Source organism: Bradyrhizobium sp. AZCC 1577 (assembly GCF_036924575.1).
GTDB lineage: Bacteria > Pseudomonadota > Alphaproteobacteria > Rhizobiales > Xanthobacteraceae > Bradyrhizobium.
Genome location: NZ_JAZHRQ010000001.1, coordinates 6,215,006 through 6,233,137, shown reverse-complemented (window position 1 = coordinate 6,233,137; position 18,132 = coordinate 6,215,006). Strand labels below are relative to the sequence as shown.

The window sequence follows — 18,132 nt, the reverse complement described above, 5'->3', positions numbered from 1 at the left end:
GTCTTTGGCCGGCCGGGCTTGCGCCTGTTTGGAGGTCCGGGAGAACAACCTAGTGCCTCTGATCATCAGTAAAGTAAATAAGACCCGCGCAACCGACGCGGCTAATAAGCCGTCAGAATATAATACATCGCCGTCCGAAGCATGGGCTGGATTCGGCTATTCTTTCAGACAGTTAATTAGCAGACACTTCCGGCGCCATTAACCGCGCCTTATATTAACTGCTCACTTCAGATAAACTGTCGTTTACTTCTTCTCGGAGGGGAAGGCCGACAGCAGCCAATACGGCTTGCCCTCATGCGCCGAAGCATATGACATCGATAGCTGCGCCGTCGGGTCGACGTGAGCGACGACCGCTTGGCTTGGGCTACGGCCATGCTTCTGGGCGAACCATTCCGGCGCTCCGAGCATCCTTGCTGCGACTGCCCCACGCGGCCAGCGATCGGTAAAGCCTTCCCGCGGTTCCGCGGCGGCAAAGGCCAAGGGAGTTGCGGAAGCGTCGATGGCCGCATTTGCGACGCGCAGCGGCTCCGATCCGGATTGCGGCAAGGTCACGCGTGGCGTCGAAAACTTGTAGACGGGCAGGCCAAGCGGCGCCAGATCGACCGGTGCTGCATCTACGGGGGGAGGAGCCTTGAGATATTCAAGCAGAGTCCCCATAGCCGCCAGCATCTGATAGTCGGCGAAGACAATGACGCCACGCGAAGAGGTCAGCGAGACGGCGGCATTGAAGTACTGGTTTTGCGCATTCAGCAAATCGATCAGCGAGCGTTGACCGAGTTCGTATTCCTTGTCGAACGCTGCGATCGTCTTGCGGTCCGCCTGTAATTGACGGGTCAGGGCCGCGACACGTGTCGCTGTTACCGTTCGCGCAGCCCAAGCCTTGTCGATGGATTCCAGCGCATCTCGCTGCAACCGCGCGTGACGCATGGTCGCTTCGGTGTGACGCTCGGCCATCTCGGTACGGCGCCAAGAATCCTGGCCGCCGCGGAAGACGTCCCAGGACATCACGACCTTGCCGCTGTAGTCGTCATGGGTGACGCCCAGATACGGATAGGTATTGTCGCTGTGGGTCGCGCGGCCCTCGAGCGAGAGGTTTGGCACGAAAGCGCCGTCCGTGACCCGGAAAGCGTGCTTGGCCGCGTCCACATCTGCCTGCGCGGCCCTGATGGTTGGATTGAAGCGAACCGCGATCGCCAGCGCTTCATCCCTGGTTGCCGGCAACCCAGCCAGCGGGGCGGGGAAGCGCAGATTATACGCCTCGAGTCCCACGACCTTGCGGTACTTGGCCCGGGCCTCCTCCAGATTCCTTCGAAACTCCGCGAGCGTCGCCCTCGCGTTTTCCACGCGCTCCCGCGCCTGTTCCAAGTCGCCTTCACCGGCCCGGCCGCCCGAGAAGCGGGATTGCACGTTGGAGAATATCCGCTCGTGGTTGGCAATGTTTTGCTGCCCGAGATCAACCAGCCTCATATACCGGACGACGTCGACATAGGCTTCCGCTGCATCCAGCGCGATGAGTTCTGTCCGTTCCCGGACCCGGAAGGCGGCCGCGTTAACCCTGGCCGTTTGCCGCCAGATATCATGAATGGAAGCAAATCCGTCGAACAGTACCTGTCGTACGACAACCGACCCCTGGGTTCCATTTCGCCAAGTGCCAGTTCCGGGCGCGGGAACCGGCAACGCCGAACCGCTCACGACTGCAGCGCTCTGGTCGAATTTTTCAGGACCGTACCGGGCCTCCACCCGAACCTGTGGCAGCAATGTGCTCTGTGTCTGGCGGAGTTCTGACTCTGTTGCGCGCCGATTTGCAGATGCCTCGCCGACGCCTGGATTGGTCAGGGTAGCCTGCTTCAATGCATCGTTAATGGAAAAGGGTTCCGCTGAAACAGGCGCGGTCGTCGCCAAAAGCACACTGGCGACCGCACAAAACCACGATTTCATTGCCCCCGTCCCCACCAACTAAAAAACTTGCCGTCAAATGACGCTTCAATTGCGTTAAATTAGGCACAAGCTAGCAAACGGAACCGGATTCCCCTATGACATTTCAGCCACAGGTTCGCCCAACTTAAGGCATCCTTAAATAACTGTGAGTTCCGTTAATTAGTAGCTTTAATTCCGACCAGCCCACGGGATCGGCGGGAACGGCTCGCAAGCATCTAGCGAAACGGCCCCAGTTTCTGGAAAGGAACTGGGGCCGCCTTCTTCCGGGTTGGGCTTGGGGGCTGGTCCCCGGAAGCCACGCTGGCTCAAAGAGCGGGATAGTAACGGCGGCCGATGACCGTGGCCCTTCGTTAGCGGTACTTGTCATCCTTGCCGTTTGGGCTGCCGTCGCCGCCGCCGTTGCCGTAGCCGTTGTTGCCCGAATTTGCGATTGCGTCGGATGTCAAAGAAGTAGACAGCAATAAGGTAATGGCTGGAGGAGTTACGGCTGCAAACCTGCCTGCCGAAATGAGAAAGTTCCGGCGGTCGTTGAGCTCTTCTTGTTCGGGGGTATCCATGACGGCCTCCGACCGGTTATTTTGACAAGGATTATCTCATTTAAATTCCGCCGAGTAGCAGTATTTAATTCGTTTTAATCACCATCTGTTGACACGTCTGCCCGGCAGGTGACGCACGCTGCGAAGGGCCTCGGTGTAGGCGTTGTCGTGTACGTGCGCCGCGCTGAATTCTTGAAGGCGCCTTCAGAGATACCAGGCGAGCACGGCCTTGAGCAGGGCGTTTTCGATCACTGGCAGCACAACGATCTGGTTCATGCCGGCTGCGCGCGCCTGCTGCGCCGCGATCGATTCGTCGACCTTCAGATGTTCGTTGATCGCGGGCATGCCTGTCGCCCAAGCGCCGCCGATACTGCCTTCGCCCTTGCGTATCGTCTTTTCGGCATAAAGCGAGGCCAGATCGGCATTCCTGCTACAATCGCCGGACTGAAACACCAATTCCGTTCGCGACGGATCCGGCACCCAGATCTCGAAACGTCTGGCGATCGGCGTTGCCTGCGCGGACAGGAAGGTCATGACCCAGGTCTGATCCGGCGGCGTCGTGTAGGGAATGCCGACGCCGCAATTGATTCCGATTTCGCTCGCTTCCTCCCAACGGAGGAAACTCCTGGCATTGTGCAGGTCCTTGATAATGAGCGGCATGCACGCCTTCCACGCACGGCCGGGCAGGCCAAACCCGCGCGGGAACTTTGTGTGCCGTGAATTGAACTCGAACATGTCGGCGGTGCCGTAATAGCCGTCGACCAGTCCCATTTCGTGGGACTTCTCGGGATCGTTGTGCCAGAGCTCGATCGCGCCGACGTGCTTGTCGTCGTCGCCGCAGAACAGCACCATCACAGCCATGAGGAATTCGCCGGCAAAAACCGGCAGCGCCACGCCGCAGGTCAATCCGGCTTCGATCGCCTCATCCGTGCGCTTGAAATAGGAGTTTGCAAATTTCGTGAGGATGACGGGATGGCCGCAAGCCCAGGCCTTGCCGGGCAGCCCTTCGTCATAGGCAAACAGCGCGTTCTCGCTGACAGCCTTGAACTCCGAATACTCGTTGCTGCAAAGACAGCCTCCGAACTCCAGGCGCGTGCGGGTTCGGTCGGGCACCCACAATTCAACGACGCGAATGAATGTCTTCATCGGACGCACCTGTCGCTACGCCTGACGTCAGCATCGGCGATCTGGCGACGATATGTGCGATCAAATTACAGGCAGGCGCCGCCCAAAGATCGTGCGGGGGTCTCGGCCCTTGTCTGCGATCTCACGTCCGGTGACGACTGCCGAGCGCCGTCGCGATCGATTCCGGATTCCGGATGCGCTCGATCAGCATGTCGATGCGATCGCCGCCCCAGAACAGTTCGCCGTTGAAGACCATGGTCGGCACGCCGAACACACCGAGCGCTTCCGCCTCGTCGATGATGCGGTCGTGTTCTGCCCGCGCGGGGCCGTGGACGTAAGCTTCGAATTCTTCTGACGACCCGCCGAGCGAGGCGATCACGCCGGAAATATCGGACAGCTCGTCGATTTCGAGATCATGACTCCAGAACCGGCGGAATACCGTGTCGTGATAGGGGCGGAACAAGCCATGGCGCTGCGCGAACAGCATGCCGGCGCTGGCATAGAAGGCATCATAGATGCGCCGCGGCCCCTTCATGGTAAGGCCCTGCGCGTTGGCATAGCGGCGCGCGTCCATATAGGCGTAGCGCACCTTGCGCCAGAAATGCGGTGTGCGCTCTTCCACCGTGCCCATGAATTCCGGAATGCGCAGCGTGTAGGGCAGCCATTCGAGTCCGACGCCGTAAATCTCCTCGAGCTCGAACAGCCGCTTGTTGGCGACGAACGCGTAGGGGCTCTTGTAGTCGGTGTAGATGCGGACGCGGGGGATATCCATGGCGTTTCCCTGTTCCATCGGATCAGTATCTCCGATCCGAATAGAGCATGGAACCATGCGACACGGTTTTGACATACCAAAATGAACGAGCCCGCCAAAACGAATGGGCCCCGGTGCATAAGAGCATCGCGGGGCCCTACATCTTCGTTATAGGCGAAGGATTTCTGGTAGACACCAGTATGTTCTCAGGATCCGGCTTGCGCGTGGCCTTTGCGCTCCAGTCCCGCGGATAGGTTTGGATTGTTGAAGGCGCGATGAGGCTGGCAGCTGCTTATGACCTCAACCGCACCTGGACCTTGCGCTGAGCAAGGTCACCGGTCTGATCCGGTGGCGTCATGCTCCTCTCCAAGAGTTGGCCCACGGACGATACGTCCGCTTCCGCTGCGTGTCGTCTCGATCATCGAACCGAGCCGCCAATGCCTACGAAGCGGGGAGCCCAACGCTCCGCGACTCCTACAGGTGCAGCGTGCTAAATGCTGCGGCAGATGAAGGCAGGTGTCAAGTAAACATCCGCCGGGTTCCCGCGGGCGCCGGATGTCAGGCCTTCGTGTGGCGGTAATCGTGTAAATCAGGCTCGTGGGTCATCGCCCAGTAGTCTACGAACCGCCATGGCATCGCCGAAAAAACTCTACCTTGCTTGTTGCGGTAATAGGTCGTCATCCCGGGATGCGTCCAGATCAGTTGCTCATGCTCGGCATCCACTTTCTTGATGTACGCATCGTGCGCTTCCGGATGAACGTCGATCGCAGCGATGTCTTGCTCGATCATCTCGACGAGGCACGCCGAGATGTAGCGGCTCTGGCACTCCGACTGGAAGATCACGCTGCCGCCATGTGCGGGACCTGAATTAGGGCCGAGCATCACGAAAAGATTTGGAAAGTCCGGCACCGTAAGCCCGAGATAAGCGGTCGGGTTGTCGTTGGCCCAGGCTGCCTTCAGATTTTTTCCATCGCGCCCCGTGATGTTGAGGCGAGCCGCCATTTCCGTGACCTTGAAGCCCGTCGAGATGACGATGATGTCCGCGGGCCGCAACTTGCCGTCGGAGGCGACGATGCCGTCGCGCGCGAAATGGTCGATCCTGTCGGTGACCAGTTCGACATTCGGCTTCGTCAGCGTCTTGTACCAGTTATTGTCGAGCAGGATACGCTTGCCATAAGGCGGATAGGTCGGCACGCATTTCTCGATCAGATCGGGGCGGTCCTTCAACTCCGAGAGAATGAAATTGGTCAGCTCTTCGCGATGCCGGTCATTACCTTTGTTGACGGCGCGCTCGGGATGCGGCCATTCGGGGTCCTTGCGCAGGAACGGCAAGAGGCCGTCGCCGTATCGCCAGAACATGTTGAAGCGATACCACTGCACATAAAACGGCAGGTGCGCGAGCAGCCATCGCGCGCCCTCGGTGATGGGATCGGAATAGCCCGCCACCGGGCGCGCCCATTGCGCGGTACGCTGATAAACGGTGACCGACGCCACACGGTCGGCGATCGACGGCACCAGTTGCATGGCGGTAGCGCCGGTGCCGATGACGGCGACGCGCTTGCCGTCGAGCTTGATGTCGTCGGACCACAGGGCGGAGTGCAGCATCACGCCCTTGAAATCTTTCTCGCCCTTGAAGTGCGCCGGGTGGGGGTCGTTGAGTTGACCGATCGCACTGACCAGCGTGGTCGACTCAAATATCTCTTCGCCGTTGGCCGTCTTCAACGTCGATATCCAGCGTCGCTTGCGCTCGTCCCAGCGCGACGATGTCAGCTCCGTGTTGAGCCGGAGATGCTTTCGGATGTCGTGTTCCAGCGCCACCTTCCTGAGGTAATCGAGCAGTTCCTGGCGCTGGGCGAAATAGCGCGTCCACGGATTACGCCGGCCGAATGAGAACGAGTACGAGTGGTTGGGCGTATCGACGCCGCAGCCGGGATAGCGATTCACATACCAGGTGCCGCCGAGTTCGTCGTTCTTCTCGACGATGGTGTAGGGGATGCCGAGGCGGCCAAGGGCGACGCCGAGCGCGATGGCGCAGACACCCGCGCCGACGATCAGCACGTGCTGCTGCGCCAGCTTTTCATCCGATGGCGGTTTGGTCCAGCGCGCTTCCCGGGGAATGAAGCCCATTTCCTCGCGCATCAGCGGCGCATATTCAGGTGCCACGTCTTCGCCGAGCGTCGCCCGCATCATCCTCAGCATCAATTCGTTGCCGGGATCGGTGATGACGGGCTTCGGTTCACCATTTGCGAACAGCTTCAAGACGGCCGCGCGGATCTTGGCCTGGATTTCCGGGGGCAGACCGGCTTGCGGATCCGGAATCAGGCGGACGTCGCGCTTGGGCCTGCAAGGCGGTTCCAGCCAACGCGCATCGCCGGTCATGTGGACCAGCACCATCAGCAGGACGCGGATATCTCCTTCGGCGATGGCCGATGACAGATCGAGTTTCTTGCGCGGCAGCTCGACATTCATGCTGGTGTCCTCGTTTACGCGCCTGGTGCTTCCGGCAAGCCGCCATAGGCGCCCCAAGTGGTGCCGGCGATATAACCGGCATCGACAGGAAGGTTGATTCCGGTGACGCCGCTGCTCATTGGTGAAAGCAGCCACGCGATTGCCTGCGCGACCTCGACTGGCTCGACCAGCCGGTTCATCGCGGTCGGACTTTCGAGCCACTTTTTGTTCAGCGCGCCCGAAGCGATGCCGGCTTCCAGCGCCGCCGTGCGGGTGAAGCCGGGCGAGACCGCATTGACGCGGACGCCACTGCGTCCCCATTCGGCCGCCAGCGTCTGCGTGATCTGGATGACACCGGCCTTCGCCGCGGTATAGGCGTGGATCGGGCCTGAGGTCATGCCGGCAACGGAGGCGACATTGACGATCGCGCCGCGCCGGCGCTCGGCCATCTTCAAGCCGACGCTGCGGGCCACCAGGAACGTGCCGCGCAGATCGATATTGATCTCGCGGTCCCATTGTTCCATTCGCACGCGTTCGATTTTGTGCATCTTGCCGAACACGCCGGCGGCGTTGACCAGCCCGATGATTGGGCCGTGGGCGGTCTCGATGTCGGCGATGCCGCTGACAACAGCGCTTTCGCTCGCGACATCGAAGGGCGCGGGCCACAGGATGCTTTGCGTTTCCGCGAGCGGTTCAGGCGCAATATCGACAATAACGACCTGCTGGCCTTGTCCGGCGAGAAGCGTTGCGGAGGCGGCGCCAATGCCGCGGCATCCGCCGGTGACGAGAACGATGCCGTCAGCGGTCATGGCTGTTGCCTTTATCCGGCGTGAACAGCCCGCGCGTGACGAGCTTTCGGTAGGCGGAGATGACATGGTCGGGCGCGGCCGTTACCGCGCCGCCGGTGTATGAGTATCGCCGGCTCAGGTAGCCGCGTGCGCCCATGAACATGTGAACGATGGCTTCGAACTCATCGTCGCTGAAGTCAACGATGGCGCCGGCCGTGCGGGCGCGCTTGAGAATGCGTACATAGGCGGTCGCGATATTATCGAGATGCTTCTGGTACCCGACCGGTGCGAAATACTCGGCCTCGTTGAGGATGCGCAGGAACTCCGGCACCTCGCGGATGAAATCGAAGAAGGCGCTGAAGCGCTCGATCTCCTGCCTCGCGGCATCTGCGGTGCCCGTGCGTTCGCGGATGAAGTGAACCATGTCGATGCCGATCTTCGGCAGCAATTGATCGAGCAGTTCCTGGCGGTTTTCGAAATGATTGTAGAACGTGCCTTGGGCCACGCCGGCTGCCTCGGTGATACGGGCGACGGAGGCTTCGGCGTAACCGTACTTGCCGACGATCTTGGTGGCGGCGTCGAATAATCTGCGCTTGGTCCAAGCGTTGCGCTCGACGCGATTCAACTTCGTGACCTTACCGGATGCAGCTTGCGATGATTGCGTCATGCGTGAGGTTCCAGTTCGGCGCGCAGTACGCGCTTGAGCACCTTGCCCGATGGATTGCGCGGTAGATGATCGCGGATGATGAGTTGCTTCGGTACCTTGAAGCTGGCGAGGCGCGTGCGGCAATGTTCGATGAGATCAGGCAATTCCAGCGTGGCGCCATCCGTGAGGACCGCGACCGCAACCGGCTTCTCGCCCCAGCGCTCGTCCGGCATGCCAATCACGGCGACTTCGCGCACCTGCGGCAGATCGTAGATGACGCGCTCCACCTCGGAGGAGGCGATGTTCTCGCCGCCGGAGATGATCATGTCCTTCTTGCGGTCGGTCAGGTAAAGGAAGCCGTCTTCGTCGAGATAGCCGATGTCGCCGGTGCGAAACCAGTCACCGAAGAACGCGGCCGCGGTTTTCTCGGGATCGTTCCAATAGCCCTGCGTGACCTTGGGGCCGCGGAGGCAGATCTCACCGTTCTGGCCTGATGGCAGCCGGTTGCCGGCGTCATCGCGAATTTCGATTTCGACATGGGCAATGGCGCGGCCCGTCGAGCCGATCTTTTCGATCTCGCGGCCGGCTTCCATGAAAGTGTCGCCGCCGCAGGTTTCCGTCAGCCCATAGGCGTCGATGTAGCGGGCATTCTTGAAATAATCGGAGAAGGCGCGAATGCGTGCTTCCGGGGTTTTCTCGCCGCCGCCGATCGCCCATCGCAGGCTGGAGACATCGTAGCGGTCGCGGGTCGGGCAGGTGAGGATCGCGGTCGTCATGACCGGTGCAAACCAGGCGGCGTTGAGCTTCTCGGCTTCGATCGCGGCGAGCGCCTGCTCGGGCTCGAAGTTGCGGTGGATGGAAAGCAGGCCGCCATGCCAGAGCACCGCAATACCCGGCAGGTCGAGCGCGCCGACGTGATAGAGCGGACCGACCACCAGCAGTCGCGTCTCCGCGCTTAATCCCAAGACAAGCGTCTGATCGGCCGATTTCCAATACAGGTTCTCGTAAGTGAGCATCACGCCTTTGGGGCGGTCGGTGGTGCCTGACGTGTACATCAGCCGCATCAGATCGCGCGGCCGCCGGACCTGCATCGGGGCGGGCGCGATGTCGGGCGCAAGCCGTGTGACCGTGGATTGCGCTGACGCATCGAGCAGCACCACCGGTGCGCCGCCTGCGGCAAACCTTGCGAGTTCTTCGTCCGCAATCAGGATGCGCGCACCGGAATTGAGGACGATGTAACCGACTTCATCTGCGGACAGGCGATAGTTGATCGGCAGAAACACCGCGCCGATGTGGCTGGTCGCAAATGCCAGTTCGAGAAAGGCCGTGCTGTTCTGCATCAGCACCGCGACGACGTCGCCGGGGCCGATGCCGCGCGCAGCGAGCCAGCCGCCGACCCGTCGGATGCGGTCATCGAACGCGGCGTAGGAGACATCCTCCCCGCGGTATTTCAGCGCACAGCGTTCCGGCGTCCGCCTGGCGTGAAAAGCGATGAAGCTCGAAAGGTTGATCATTTGCCGCTCGAAACGCCGCTTTCGGTCTGGCTTTCCCGATATATGAATTCTGACTCGTAATTCATCTTTGGCTTGACGTAACCCCCCTTGCTCTGAAACCCTTAAGGGCTACGGAGGCGTCACGATCTCCGGCAGGGATTGGGAACGCCAATCCACAGGGAGGAAGCAATGACGAGAACCCGCAAACCGGGCGTGAGCCGACGTGCGACGTTGGCGATGATGGGCGCCGGTGCCGTTTCATTCGCGACGCCCTGGGTGGCGCGCGCGCAAGCCAAGACCATTAAGGTCGGGATGCCGACCATTCTCTCCGGCCGCGTGGCGCAGCTTGGCACCTCTTCGCGCAATGGCGTGATGCTGGAAGTCGAGAAGGTCAACGCTGCCGGCGGTCTCGCTGGACGCCAGATCGAGATGGTGATCCGCGATTCAAAGGGACAGCCGCAGGAAGCCGCCCGCGTCGCACGCGAACTCGTCAACACCGACGGATGCGAAATCCTGATCGACGCGGAAGCGTCATCGGGCGCGTTCGCCGTGCACGAGGTGGCGCGCGATCTGGGCGTGCTCTGTCTTCACACCAATTCGGAAACTTCCGCGCTGACCGCCGATCCCAAGCAGCACATTCCGAACGCCTTCCGTACCGCGCGCCAGGGCGTGCATGACTCGATCGTCGGCGGCAGCTATGCGGCGGCGATTGCCAAGACCAAGGGGCTGAAAAAGTGGGCGACCTGTTCGCCCGATTACGCCTATGGCCGCGATACCACCGGCGAGTACGTGACATATCTGAAGCGCTTCGCGCCCGACATCGAGATCATCAGCGAGTCCTGGCCAAAGCTGTTCCAGCCCGATTACACCGAGGTCGTAACAAAGATCCTCCAGGCCAAGCCGCAGGCGCTGTATTCCTGCCTGTGGGGCGGCGACCTCACATCCTACATCGACCAGGCCAACATCTACGCGCTGTTCAGCCAGATGGAAGTGTTCGCAGTCAACATGGCCGACTACACCGCGCTGACTGTCGTGAAGAACCTGCCGAAGGGCATTCACTCCGGCAACCGCTACATCAAGACATATCCTGCAACGCCGGAGAACGCCGCGTGGGGCGACGCCTATAAGGCAAAATACAACGAATATCCTACCAACTGGTCGTGGGAGAATGCGACGGCGGTCATGCTGCTCGCGGAAGCGTCCAAGAAGGCGAATTCGGCCGACGGCAAGAAGATTGCGGAGGCGCTCCGCGGCCTGAAGATCAAGTCGCCGTTCGGCGCCGACGGCACCGTCACCATGCGCGCCGAGGACCAGACGCTGGTGGGCTATGCGATCGGCTGGGGAACCACGATTCCGCAGGAGCCCTACGTGCCGCAAGTTCAAGCGGGCGACTGGAAGACGATCTTCGAACTCGAAGCCGAGTGGAAGAAGAGCAAGGGCTACACCTGATTGACCGCGACGGCGGAGGTGGCGCAAGCTGCCGCCCGTTCGCCGCCGAATGATCTTCGCGTGCTGTTCCGGCGCGCTGGAATGGATGTGTTCCCTTGGACCTCGATGCGCTTACCGGCTGTCTCGCCAGCTCCGCCTGTCTGGTGACGCAAACCACCAGCGGCTTCATCATCGGCATGTTGCTGTTTCTCGTCGCCGTCGGGCTGACGCTGATCTTCGGCGTACTCAAGGTCGTCAACTTCAGCCACGGCGCCTTCTATATGTTCGGCGCCTATTTCGCCATGACGGCCTATCAGTTCTCCGGCAGTTTTGCGCTGGCGATGCTGTGTGGTGCGGCGGGTACCGCCGTCCTCGGTCTGATCTTCGAACGCGTCTTCATGAGCCGGGTCTACGGCGCTGACGTGTTGATGCAGCTTCTCGTCTGCTACGCCTTCGTGCTGATCTTTGATGACGTGGTGCGGATGATCTGGGGGCCCGAGTTCAAATCGATGGGCATGCCGGCGGCGTTCCAGGTGGCCCCGCTGTTCATCGCCGGCGGGGTGGTGCCACCATATTATCTGCTCCTGATCGGTGTTGCGCTCGCGGCCGCCATGATCCTCGGGCTCGGCCTTGCCCGCACCAGGATCGGCAAGGTAATCCGGGCGGCCGCCCATAACCCCGGCATGGTATCCGCGCTCGGCATCAACACCGGCCTGATCTACGGCGGCGTGTTCGCGCTTGGCGGCATGCTGGCGGGATTGGCTGGGGCGCTCGCGGCGCCGGTGCGTTCGCTGACGCCGGGCATGGGATTTTCGGTGCTGATCGAATCCTTCATCGTTACCGTGATCGGCGGCATGGGCTCGATCCTCGGCGCGTTGATCGGTGCGCTCTTGATCGGCCTGATCCGCTCGTTCGGCTCGCTCGGCTTTCCGCTGTTTACCGAAGGGCTGATGTACCTGTTCATGGTGATCGTGCTGGTGTCTCGGCCGACCGGCCTGTTCGGCAAGGAGGTCGCATGACCGAATTGCAGGCCGAGCAGGGCGCGCAGGCACTCGAGGCGCCCCATGAAGCAAAGACGCGGCGCAATCGGGATGCCCTGATCGCGCTTGCGGTCTTTGTCGTGCTTGCGCTGTTGCCGACGGTCTTCAGCAGCAAATTGCTGCTCGACTTCGTGATCCGCTGCGCCGCCTACGGGCTGTTTGCGACGTCGCTCAACCTTCTGGTCGGTTACACCGGCCTGATTTCGTTTGGCCACGGCATGTTCTTCGGCCTTGGCGCCTACGGCTTCGGGTTGATGATGCAGAAGACCGGCGTTCCCGTCCCGGTGGCTTTTGTTGCAACGCTGGCGATTACGCTTGTCGTCGCCCTCGTCATTGGTGCCATCTGCGTGCGGCTGAAGGAAATCTATTTCGCCTTTGTTACACTGGCGTTCCAGATGCTGATCCACTCGACGATCCTGTCCTGGGTATCGCTGACCGGCGGCGATCAGGGATTGCGTGGTGGCATTCCGCGACCGCCATTTTTGGGCATTGATCTATCGAATCAATTGCATCTCTATGTCGCGAGTTGCGCGTTGCTGGTGATCGGGCTGTTCTTGATGCATCAGATCGCGCAGTCGCCGTTCGGCTACACGCTGCGCATGATCCGCGACAATGCAACGCGTGCGAGCTTCATCGGCATCGACGTCTGGCGTGCCAAACTGACGATCTTTGTGCTCGCGGCGCTGTTCGCCTCGACCGGCGGAATCATCATGGCGCTATTCGTCTCCGGGGCCTATCCGGAATTCGCCTATTGGACCATTTCGGGCGAGGGCATCTTCATCAACATGCTCGGCGGCGTGACCACATTCCTCGGGCCCATGGTCGGCACCGTGCTGCTCCTGATCCTCAACGACACCGTCACCCGCCTGACCGATTATCACGGCCTCGTGCTGGGGATCGTGATCCTGTTCTTTGCGATCGGCCTGCGGAAGGGCCTGATGGATTTCGTCGTCGAATGGTACGCGCAACGCCGTAATGGTGCTGGGGAGCGCGGCTAGCCATGCTGGAGATACGTTCGCTTTCGAAGTCGTTCGGCGGCGTCAAGGCGACCGACAATATCACGCTGGATTTCGCGGACGGTTCGCTCAGCGCAGTGATCGGCCCCAACGGAGCCGGCAAGAGCACGTTCTTCAACCTGATCACCGGCGCGTTGAAGCCGGATTCCGGCCAGATCCTGCTCAACGGCACTGATCTCGCCGGTAGCTCGCCCCCGGAAATCGTTCGCCACGGCATCGGCCGCGCGTTTCAGGTTGCGAGCATCTTCCCATCGCTGACGGTGCAGGAGACGATGCTGGCAGCGGTCTGTGCCGATCAGCGCAAAGCCGGCGTCCTGCACCGTCGCTTCCCGCTGGCGGAGACCCGCGACCGCGCCGAGCATGCCATGGAATTGCTGGGACTGGCCAGCGAGCGAAACCGTACCGCGGCGACGCTGTCGCATGGCGACCAGAAGCTGCTCGATATCGCACTCGCGCTGGTACTCGATCCGAAGGTGCTGCTGCTCGACGAGCCAACCGCCGGCATGGGCACCGAGGAACGCTGGCGCATGATCGAGAAGGTGAGGGAGCTCTGGGAGACGCAGAAGATCACGGTGGTGTTCATCGAGCACGACATGGATATCGTGTTCAAGATCGCGCCCGAGATCGTCGTGCTCTGCTACGGCCGCATTCTTGCAACCGGCAAACCGGATGCGATCCGCCGGAATGAGGCGGTGATCGAGGCCTATCTCGGCACCGAACATCATGCGGGGATCACTGTATGAGGGCGCAGCCGGTCGTGCAGGTCGAGGACCTCGACGTCTATTACGGCACCAGCCAGATATTGTTCGGCGTCGGCCTGTCGGTGCGGCAGGGCGAGACGATGGCGCTGCTCGGCCGCAACGGCGCCGGCAAATCGACCACCATGAAGGCCATCATGGGGCTCGCGCCGGCCCGCCGCGGCACGGTCACCTTGCAAGGCAGGATTGTCTCCGGGTTGAAGCCGCATCACATCGCGCGCGCCGGCCTCGGCTTCGTGCCGGAGGATCGCCAGATCTTTCCCGAACACACGGTCGAGGACAATCTGGTCATCGGGGCCAAGAAGGGTCCCAATGGCGAGGATGAATGGCCGATCCGGCGCATCTATGATGTGTTTCCGCTGCTGGAGCCGCTGCGGCATCGGATCGCGGGAAGGCTGTCGGGTGGCGAGCAGCAGATGCTGGCGATCGCGCGCACGCTGATGGGCAATCCCGCATTGCTGCTGCTGGACGAGCCGAGCGAGGGGCTGGCGCCGATCATCGTGCAGCGGATCGGCGAACTCTTGCGGCAGCTCCGCGGCACCGGAGCCACCGTGCTGATCGCCGAGCAGAACATGCATTTTTGCCTTGGCCTTGCGAGCCACGCGACGGTTATCGACAAGGGCCAGATCGTCTACACATCCGGGATCGAAGAGCTGAAAGCCAACGAAAATATTCGGCAGCGCTATCTCGCGCTGTAGCTTTCGGCCCAGCACTATCGACGATCTGGTCGAGGCCGGCGCGGTGCGCCAGGTCAGGGGAGGCACGGCATGAGTACCGATCTGGTTCGTTATTCCGTATCTAGCAATATTGCCGAGATCGTGCTGGATCGCCCGCCGGTCAATGCGCTCAGCATGGACCTGATCGATGCGCTGCTGGCGGCGCTTTCGAAGGCGAGGGACGACGAAGCGGTGCGCGCCGTCATCATCGGCAGTGCGCACAAGGTGTTTTGCGCCGGGCTCGATCTGGATATTGTTCGCGGCAAGCCCGGAATCGAGACCAAGAAGTTTCTCGAACGGCTGTATTTTGCGCTCAACGATATCCAGTATCGCATGGGCAAGCCGACGATTGCTGCAGTCGACGGCGCGGTTCGCGCCGGCGGCATGACGATTGCGATCTCCTGCGACATGATCATCGCGGGCGAAGGCTGTACCTTCGGCTATCCCGAGATCGATGTCGGGCTGATCCCGGCCATTCACTTCGTGCAACTGCCGCGGCTGGTTGGCAAGCATCAGGCTTTTGGGCCGCTGTTCCTCGACGAGCCTTTCGATGCCGCAACTGCCTTTCGCATGGGGTTGTTGAGTGAGGTCGTTCCGAAGGGAACCGCGCTGGATCGGGCGCGGGGGATCGCGCGCAAGCTTGCTGCCAAATCCCCCATCGTCATGAAGATCGGGCGCGATGCTTTCATGCGAGCGGTCGACGCCGATTTCCGCCGTTCGGTCGAAAATGCCGCCGAGAGCTTTGCACTCGTTGCAACGACGGAGGACTGCCAGGAAGGCTTGAATGCGTTCGTCGAGAAGCGAACGCCGAACTACAGGGGGCGCTGATGGCTGGATTGTATTTCGAGGAGTTCGAGGTCGGCCGCGAATTCCATCACGAGTTCAGCCGCACGGTGACCGAGATGGACAACACGCTGTTCAGTCTCCTGACCATGAATCCGCAGCCGCTGCATATTGACGCGCATTTCGCCGAGAGTACCGAATTCGGCCAGCGGCTGTTCAACAGCCTCTATACGCTTGGCATCATGATCGGCATGAGTGTCTACGATACCACGCTCGGCACCACGATCGGCAACCTCGGCATGACCGATGTGAAATTTCCGAAACCGGTATTCCACGGCGATACGCTCAGGGCGCACACCAAGATCATTTCCAAGCGTGAGAGCAAGTCGCGGCCGAACCAGGGCATTGTGGAATTCGAGCACACCATGACCAATCAGCGCGGCGAGGTGGTGGCGAGCTGCCGCCGGACCGGCCTGATGCATTGCAAACCAAAGGCGTAAACTGATGCGATCGTTCCTGTTCGTTCCCGGTGACAGCCTGCGCAAGTTCGAGAGCGCCAAGAAGACGGCGGCTGACGCGCTGATCCTCGACCTCGAGGATTCGATTGCGCCGGATGAGAAAGTCGGCGCGCGGCGGATCGTGCGTGAGATGCTCGATGCCCGGAATCCGAACCAGAAGATGTATGTCCGAGTCAACGCGCTCGATACCGACCTGACGCTTGGCGATCTTGCGGCCGTCATGCCGAGCCGACCTGACGGCATCGTGCTGCCGAAATGCGCCGGCGCTGCCGACGTGAACTGTCTATCGCTGTATCTCGATGCCTTCGAGGCGGCTGCCGGGATTGAACAGGGATCGACGAGGATCGTCACCGTAGCGACGGAGACGGCGAGGGCGGTGCTCAAGTTGCTCGACTTTGAGAACATGAGCCCGCGGCTGTGGGGCATGATGTGGGGCGCCGAGGATCTCGCCGCGTCGCTCGGCGCGTCGCGCAACCGGACCGCCGGCCGCTTTCATGGTCCGTTCCTGCTGGCGCGCGATCTCTGCCTGATCAGCGCGGCTGCGGCCGGTGTCGTCGCCATCGATACCATCGCCACCGACATCAACGATCTCGACGCGCTCCGGGAAGAATCCATTGCCGCGCGACAGGATGGGTTCCTGGCCAAGGCGGTGATCCATCCCAAGCACGTCGATGTCGTCAATGCCGCCTTCATGCCGACGGATGAGGAAATCGCCTGGTCGGAGAAGGTCGTCAAAGCGTTCAACGACAATCCGACGTCAGGTGTCGTGAAGATCGACGGCAAGATGATCGACAAGCCGCATCTGCGCGCCGCGGAGAAGATTTTGGCGTTGCGAGGACGGTAGCGCGCTCATCTGCACCGTCCTTAACAAAGTGTTGCCATCGCGCCCTCAACGCATATCGGCATCCTGTTTTCGGACCTAGTCGCATTGGGCGAATTGGTGTTTTTTACAACCTCGCCCGATTCGAAAAATTGCTGCCTTCGAGATTGCCGTGACACCGCCCCCCGCCGCAGCCGCCAGGCTGGACAGCGCTCCAATACCTTTGCCATCGAAGGAAACCGCCACCGTCCGCAAGGCGCCCGCGCGCGCCGATCGGCCGTTCAAGGGCATCGTGCTGGTGCTGGCCTCGACGGTGTTTCTCGGCGCCTCCGACGTGACGGCGAAATATCTGTCCGCGACCCTGCCTTCGATCGAGATCGCCTGGATCCGCTTCCTGGTATTCGCGATGATCATGACGCCGGCGATGCTGCCGGGTTCCCCGCTCTATGCGCTGCAGACCAAACGCCGCGGCCTGCATCTGTTGCGCGGCGCGGCGCTGTTGGGCTCGTCGCTGTTCTTCATCTCCGGCCTGCGGTTCCTTCCCATTGCGGAGGCCTCCGCCACCGGCTTCGTCGCGCCGCTGTTCGTCACCGCGCTGTCGATCATCTTTCTCGGCGAGAAGGTCGGCATGCGCCGCTGGATCGCGACCGGCGTCGGCCTCGTCGGCGTGTTGATCATCCTGCGTCCCGGCACCGGCGCGTTTCACCCCGCGGCGTTCTTTCCGCTGGTCTCGGCGCTGGCCTGGGCCTGCACGCTGATCATGACGCGAATGATGAGCGGCACTGAGCGCGCCATCACCACCATGACCTATTCGTCGATTGCGGGCCTGTTCATTCTCTCCGCGCTGGTGCCGTTCGTCTGGGTGACGCCCACTTGGCACGATATCGCCTTCGGCATCCTGATCGGTGTCGCATCGACCGCGGGGCAGTGGATCGTGGTGCTGGCGTTCCGCTATGCCGACGCCTCCGTGCTGGCGCCGTTTTCCTACACTCAATTGCTGTGGGTCAGCGTGCTCGGCTTCCTGATCTTCGGCGAAGTCCCGGATGCCTACACGATCACCGGCGCCGCCTTCATCGTCGCCTCAGGCCTCTACACCGCCCATCGCGAACGGGTCCGCCGCTCGCAGCTTCTGACGGTCTCGGGCGAGTCGTCGCCGAACGCTTGATCCGGGTCACCCGCAAGAAGGCACCAGTTCCTGCGCCGGCAAGGGCGTTGTACGCTATTCGTGGTGATCCTCCCGCTAGCGTTTTCGAGCGAAAGCCTGCCCCGGACTTGATCCGGGGTGGCTCCCGGTTCGCGTGAAGAAAACGCGTCAAACAAAAAACCTA

Annotated in this window: 17 protein-coding genes; 9 read left to right on the top strand and 8 right to left on the bottom strand. The window is 61.5% G+C overall.

From position 1 onward, the window contains the following. Window positions 1–243: 243 nt before the first annotated feature. The 8 genes from V1278_RS29540 to V1278_RS29505 form a co-directional block, all read right to left on the bottom strand. Complete coding sequence (locus V1278_RS29540; RefSeq protein WP_334383130.1) at window positions 244–1,938, bottom strand: TolC family outer membrane protein; 1,695 nt, start codon at window positions 1,936–1,938, stop codon at window positions 244–246. A 350-nt stretch (window positions 1,939–2,288) separates the two neighbouring features. Then, the gene (locus V1278_RS29535) at window positions 2,289–2,495 is read right to left on the bottom strand and encodes a hypothetical protein (RefSeq protein ID WP_334383129.1); all 207 of its coding nucleotides are present in this window, start codon (window positions 2,493–2,495) and stop codon (window positions 2,289–2,291) included. Window positions 2,496–2,678: 183 nt separating this feature from the next. Continuing rightward, window positions 2,679–3,620: a GAF domain-containing protein gene (locus tag V1278_RS29530; RefSeq protein ID WP_334383128.1), complete on the bottom strand. Its 942-nt coding sequence runs from the start codon at window positions 3,618–3,620 to the stop codon at window positions 2,679–2,681. 121 nt (window positions 3,621–3,741) lie between these two features. After that, complete coding sequence (locus V1278_RS29525; protein WP_334383127.1) at window positions 3,742–4,371, bottom strand: 2-hydroxychromene-2-carboxylate isomerase; 630 nt, start codon at window positions 4,369–4,371, stop codon at window positions 3,742–3,744. Between the two features lie 537 nt (window positions 4,372–4,908). Continuing rightward, entirely contained in the window at window positions 4,909–6,819 is a 1,911-nt protein-coding gene (locus V1278_RS29520) for a flavin-containing monooxygenase (RefSeq protein WP_334383126.1), read from the bottom strand. A gap of 14 nt (window positions 6,820–6,833) precedes the next feature. After that, window positions 6,834–7,607: an SDR family NAD(P)-dependent oxidoreductase gene (locus tag V1278_RS29515; protein WP_334383125.1), complete on the bottom strand. Its 774-nt coding sequence runs from the start codon at window positions 7,605–7,607 to the stop codon at window positions 6,834–6,836. After that, window positions 7,597–8,253, bottom strand: a complete 657-nt coding sequence (locus V1278_RS29510; protein ID WP_334383124.1) for a TetR/AcrR family transcriptional regulator — start codon at window positions 8,251–8,253, stop codon at window positions 7,597–7,599. Before V1278_RS29510 ends, V1278_RS29515 begins: the two co-directional genes overlap by 11 nt. Continuing rightward, window positions 8,250–9,746 (bottom strand): AMP-binding protein, encoded by a 1,497-nt coding sequence (locus V1278_RS29505; protein WP_334383123.1) that lies wholly within the window; start codon window positions 9,744–9,746, stop codon window positions 8,250–8,252. Before V1278_RS29505 ends, V1278_RS29510 begins: the two co-directional genes overlap by 4 nt. A gap of 168 nt (window positions 9,747–9,914) precedes the next feature. On the opposite strand from V1278_RS29505, the gene V1278_RS29500 reads away from it, so the two are divergent. The 9 genes from V1278_RS29500 (at window position 9,915) to V1278_RS29460 (ending at window position 17,969) form a co-directional block, all read left to right on the top strand. Next, complete coding sequence (locus V1278_RS29500) at window positions 9,915–11,174, top strand: ABC transporter substrate-binding protein (RefSeq protein WP_334383122.1); 1,260 nt, start codon at window positions 9,915–9,917, stop codon at window positions 11,172–11,174. Between the two features lie 95 nt (window positions 11,175–11,269). Next, window positions 11,270–12,172: a branched-chain amino acid ABC transporter permease gene (locus tag V1278_RS29495; protein WP_334383121.1), complete on the top strand. Its 903-nt coding sequence runs from the start codon at window positions 11,270–11,272 to the stop codon at window positions 12,170–12,172. Beyond that, complete coding sequence (locus tag V1278_RS29490) at window positions 12,169–13,191, top strand: branched-chain amino acid ABC transporter permease (RefSeq protein WP_334383120.1); 1,023 nt, start codon at window positions 12,169–12,171, stop codon at window positions 13,189–13,191. The genes V1278_RS29495 and V1278_RS29490 overlap by 4 nt, the downstream gene beginning before the upstream one ends. Before the next feature lie 2 nt (window positions 13,192–13,193). Then, window positions 13,194–13,952: an ABC transporter ATP-binding protein gene (locus V1278_RS29485; RefSeq protein ID WP_334383119.1), complete on the top strand. Its 759-nt coding sequence runs from the start codon at window positions 13,194–13,196 to the stop codon at window positions 13,950–13,952. After that, a complete protein-coding gene (locus V1278_RS29480) occupies window positions 13,949–14,665 on the top strand; it encodes an ABC transporter ATP-binding protein (RefSeq protein ID WP_334383118.1) in 717 nt (238 codons plus the stop codon). Before V1278_RS29485 ends, V1278_RS29480 begins: the two co-directional genes overlap by 4 nt. Window positions 14,666–14,734: 69 nt before the next feature. Further along, on the top strand, window positions 14,735–15,511 hold the full coding sequence (locus V1278_RS29475; protein ID WP_334383117.1) for an enoyl-CoA hydratase/isomerase family protein: 777 nt from the start codon (window positions 14,735–14,737) through the stop codon (window positions 15,509–15,511). Continuing rightward, on the top strand, window positions 15,511–15,966 hold the full coding sequence (locus tag V1278_RS29470; RefSeq protein ID WP_334383115.1) for a MaoC family dehydratase: 456 nt from the start codon (window positions 15,511–15,513) through the stop codon (window positions 15,964–15,966). The genes V1278_RS29475 and V1278_RS29470 overlap by 1 nt, the downstream gene beginning before the upstream one ends. Before the next feature lie 4 nt (window positions 15,967–15,970). Continuing rightward, on the top strand, window positions 15,971–16,828 hold the full coding sequence (locus V1278_RS29465) for an HpcH/HpaI aldolase/citrate lyase family protein (RefSeq protein ID WP_334383113.1): 858 nt from the start codon (window positions 15,971–15,973) through the stop codon (window positions 16,826–16,828). A 193-nt stretch (window positions 16,829–17,021) separates the two neighbouring features. Continuing rightward, entirely contained in the window at window positions 17,022–17,969 is a 948-nt protein-coding gene (locus V1278_RS29460) for a DMT family transporter (protein WP_442893813.1), read from the top strand. Window positions 17,970–18,132 lie beyond the last annotated feature (163 nt).

Excerpts from the sequence above, each read along its gene's own strand:
- V1278_RS29490 (WP_334383120.1), top strand. The coding sequence starts at position 12,169 with ATGACCGAATTGCAGGCCGAGCAGGGCGCGCAGGCACTCGAGGCGCCC.
- V1278_RS29535 (WP_334383129.1), bottom strand. The coding sequence starts at position 2,495 with ATGGATACCCCCGAACAAGAAGAGCTCAACGACCGCCGGAACTTTCTC.
- V1278_RS29520 (WP_334383126.1), bottom strand. The coding sequence starts at position 6,819 with ATGAATGTCGAGCTGCCGCGCAAGAAACTCGATCTGTCATCGGCCATC.
- V1278_RS29480 (WP_334383118.1), top strand. The coding sequence starts at position 13,949 with ATGAGGGCGCAGCCGGTCGTGCAGGTCGAGGACCTCGACGTCTATTAC.
- V1278_RS29525 (WP_334383127.1), bottom strand. The coding sequence starts at position 4,371 with ATGGATATCCCCCGCGTCCGCATCTACACCGACTACAAGAGCCCCTAC.
- V1278_RS29540 (WP_334383130.1), bottom strand. The coding sequence starts at position 1,938 with ATGAAATCGTGGTTTTGTGCGGTCGCCAGTGTGCTTTTGGCGACGACC.
- V1278_RS29470 (WP_334383115.1), top strand. The coding sequence starts at position 15,511 with ATGGCTGGATTGTATTTCGAGGAGTTCGAGGTCGGCCGCGAATTCCAT.
- V1278_RS29485 (WP_334383119.1), top strand. The coding sequence starts at position 13,194 with ATGCTGGAGATACGTTCGCTTTCGAAGTCGTTCGGCGGCGTCAAGGCG.
- V1278_RS29500 (WP_334383122.1), top strand. The coding sequence starts at position 9,915 with ATGACGAGAACCCGCAAACCGGGCGTGAGCCGACGTGCGACGTTGGCG.
- V1278_RS29515 (WP_334383125.1), bottom strand. The coding sequence starts at position 7,607 with ATGACCGCTGACGGCATCGTTCTCGTCACCGGCGGATGCCGCGGCATT.
- V1278_RS29465 (WP_334383113.1), top strand. The coding sequence starts at position 15,971 with ATGCGATCGTTCCTGTTCGTTCCCGGTGACAGCCTGCGCAAGTTCGAG.
- V1278_RS29505 (WP_334383123.1), bottom strand. The coding sequence starts at position 9,746 with ATGATCAACCTTTCGAGCTTCATCGCTTTTCACGCCAGGCGGACGCCG.
- V1278_RS29475 (WP_334383117.1), top strand. The coding sequence starts at position 14,735 with ATGAGTACCGATCTGGTTCGTTATTCCGTATCTAGCAATATTGCCGAG.
- V1278_RS29530 (WP_334383128.1), bottom strand. The coding sequence starts at position 3,620 with ATGAAGACATTCATTCGCGTCGTTGAATTGTGGGTGCCCGACCGAACC.
- V1278_RS29510 (WP_334383124.1), bottom strand. The coding sequence starts at position 8,253 with ATGACGCAATCATCGCAAGCTGCATCCGGTAAGGTCACGAAGTTGAAT.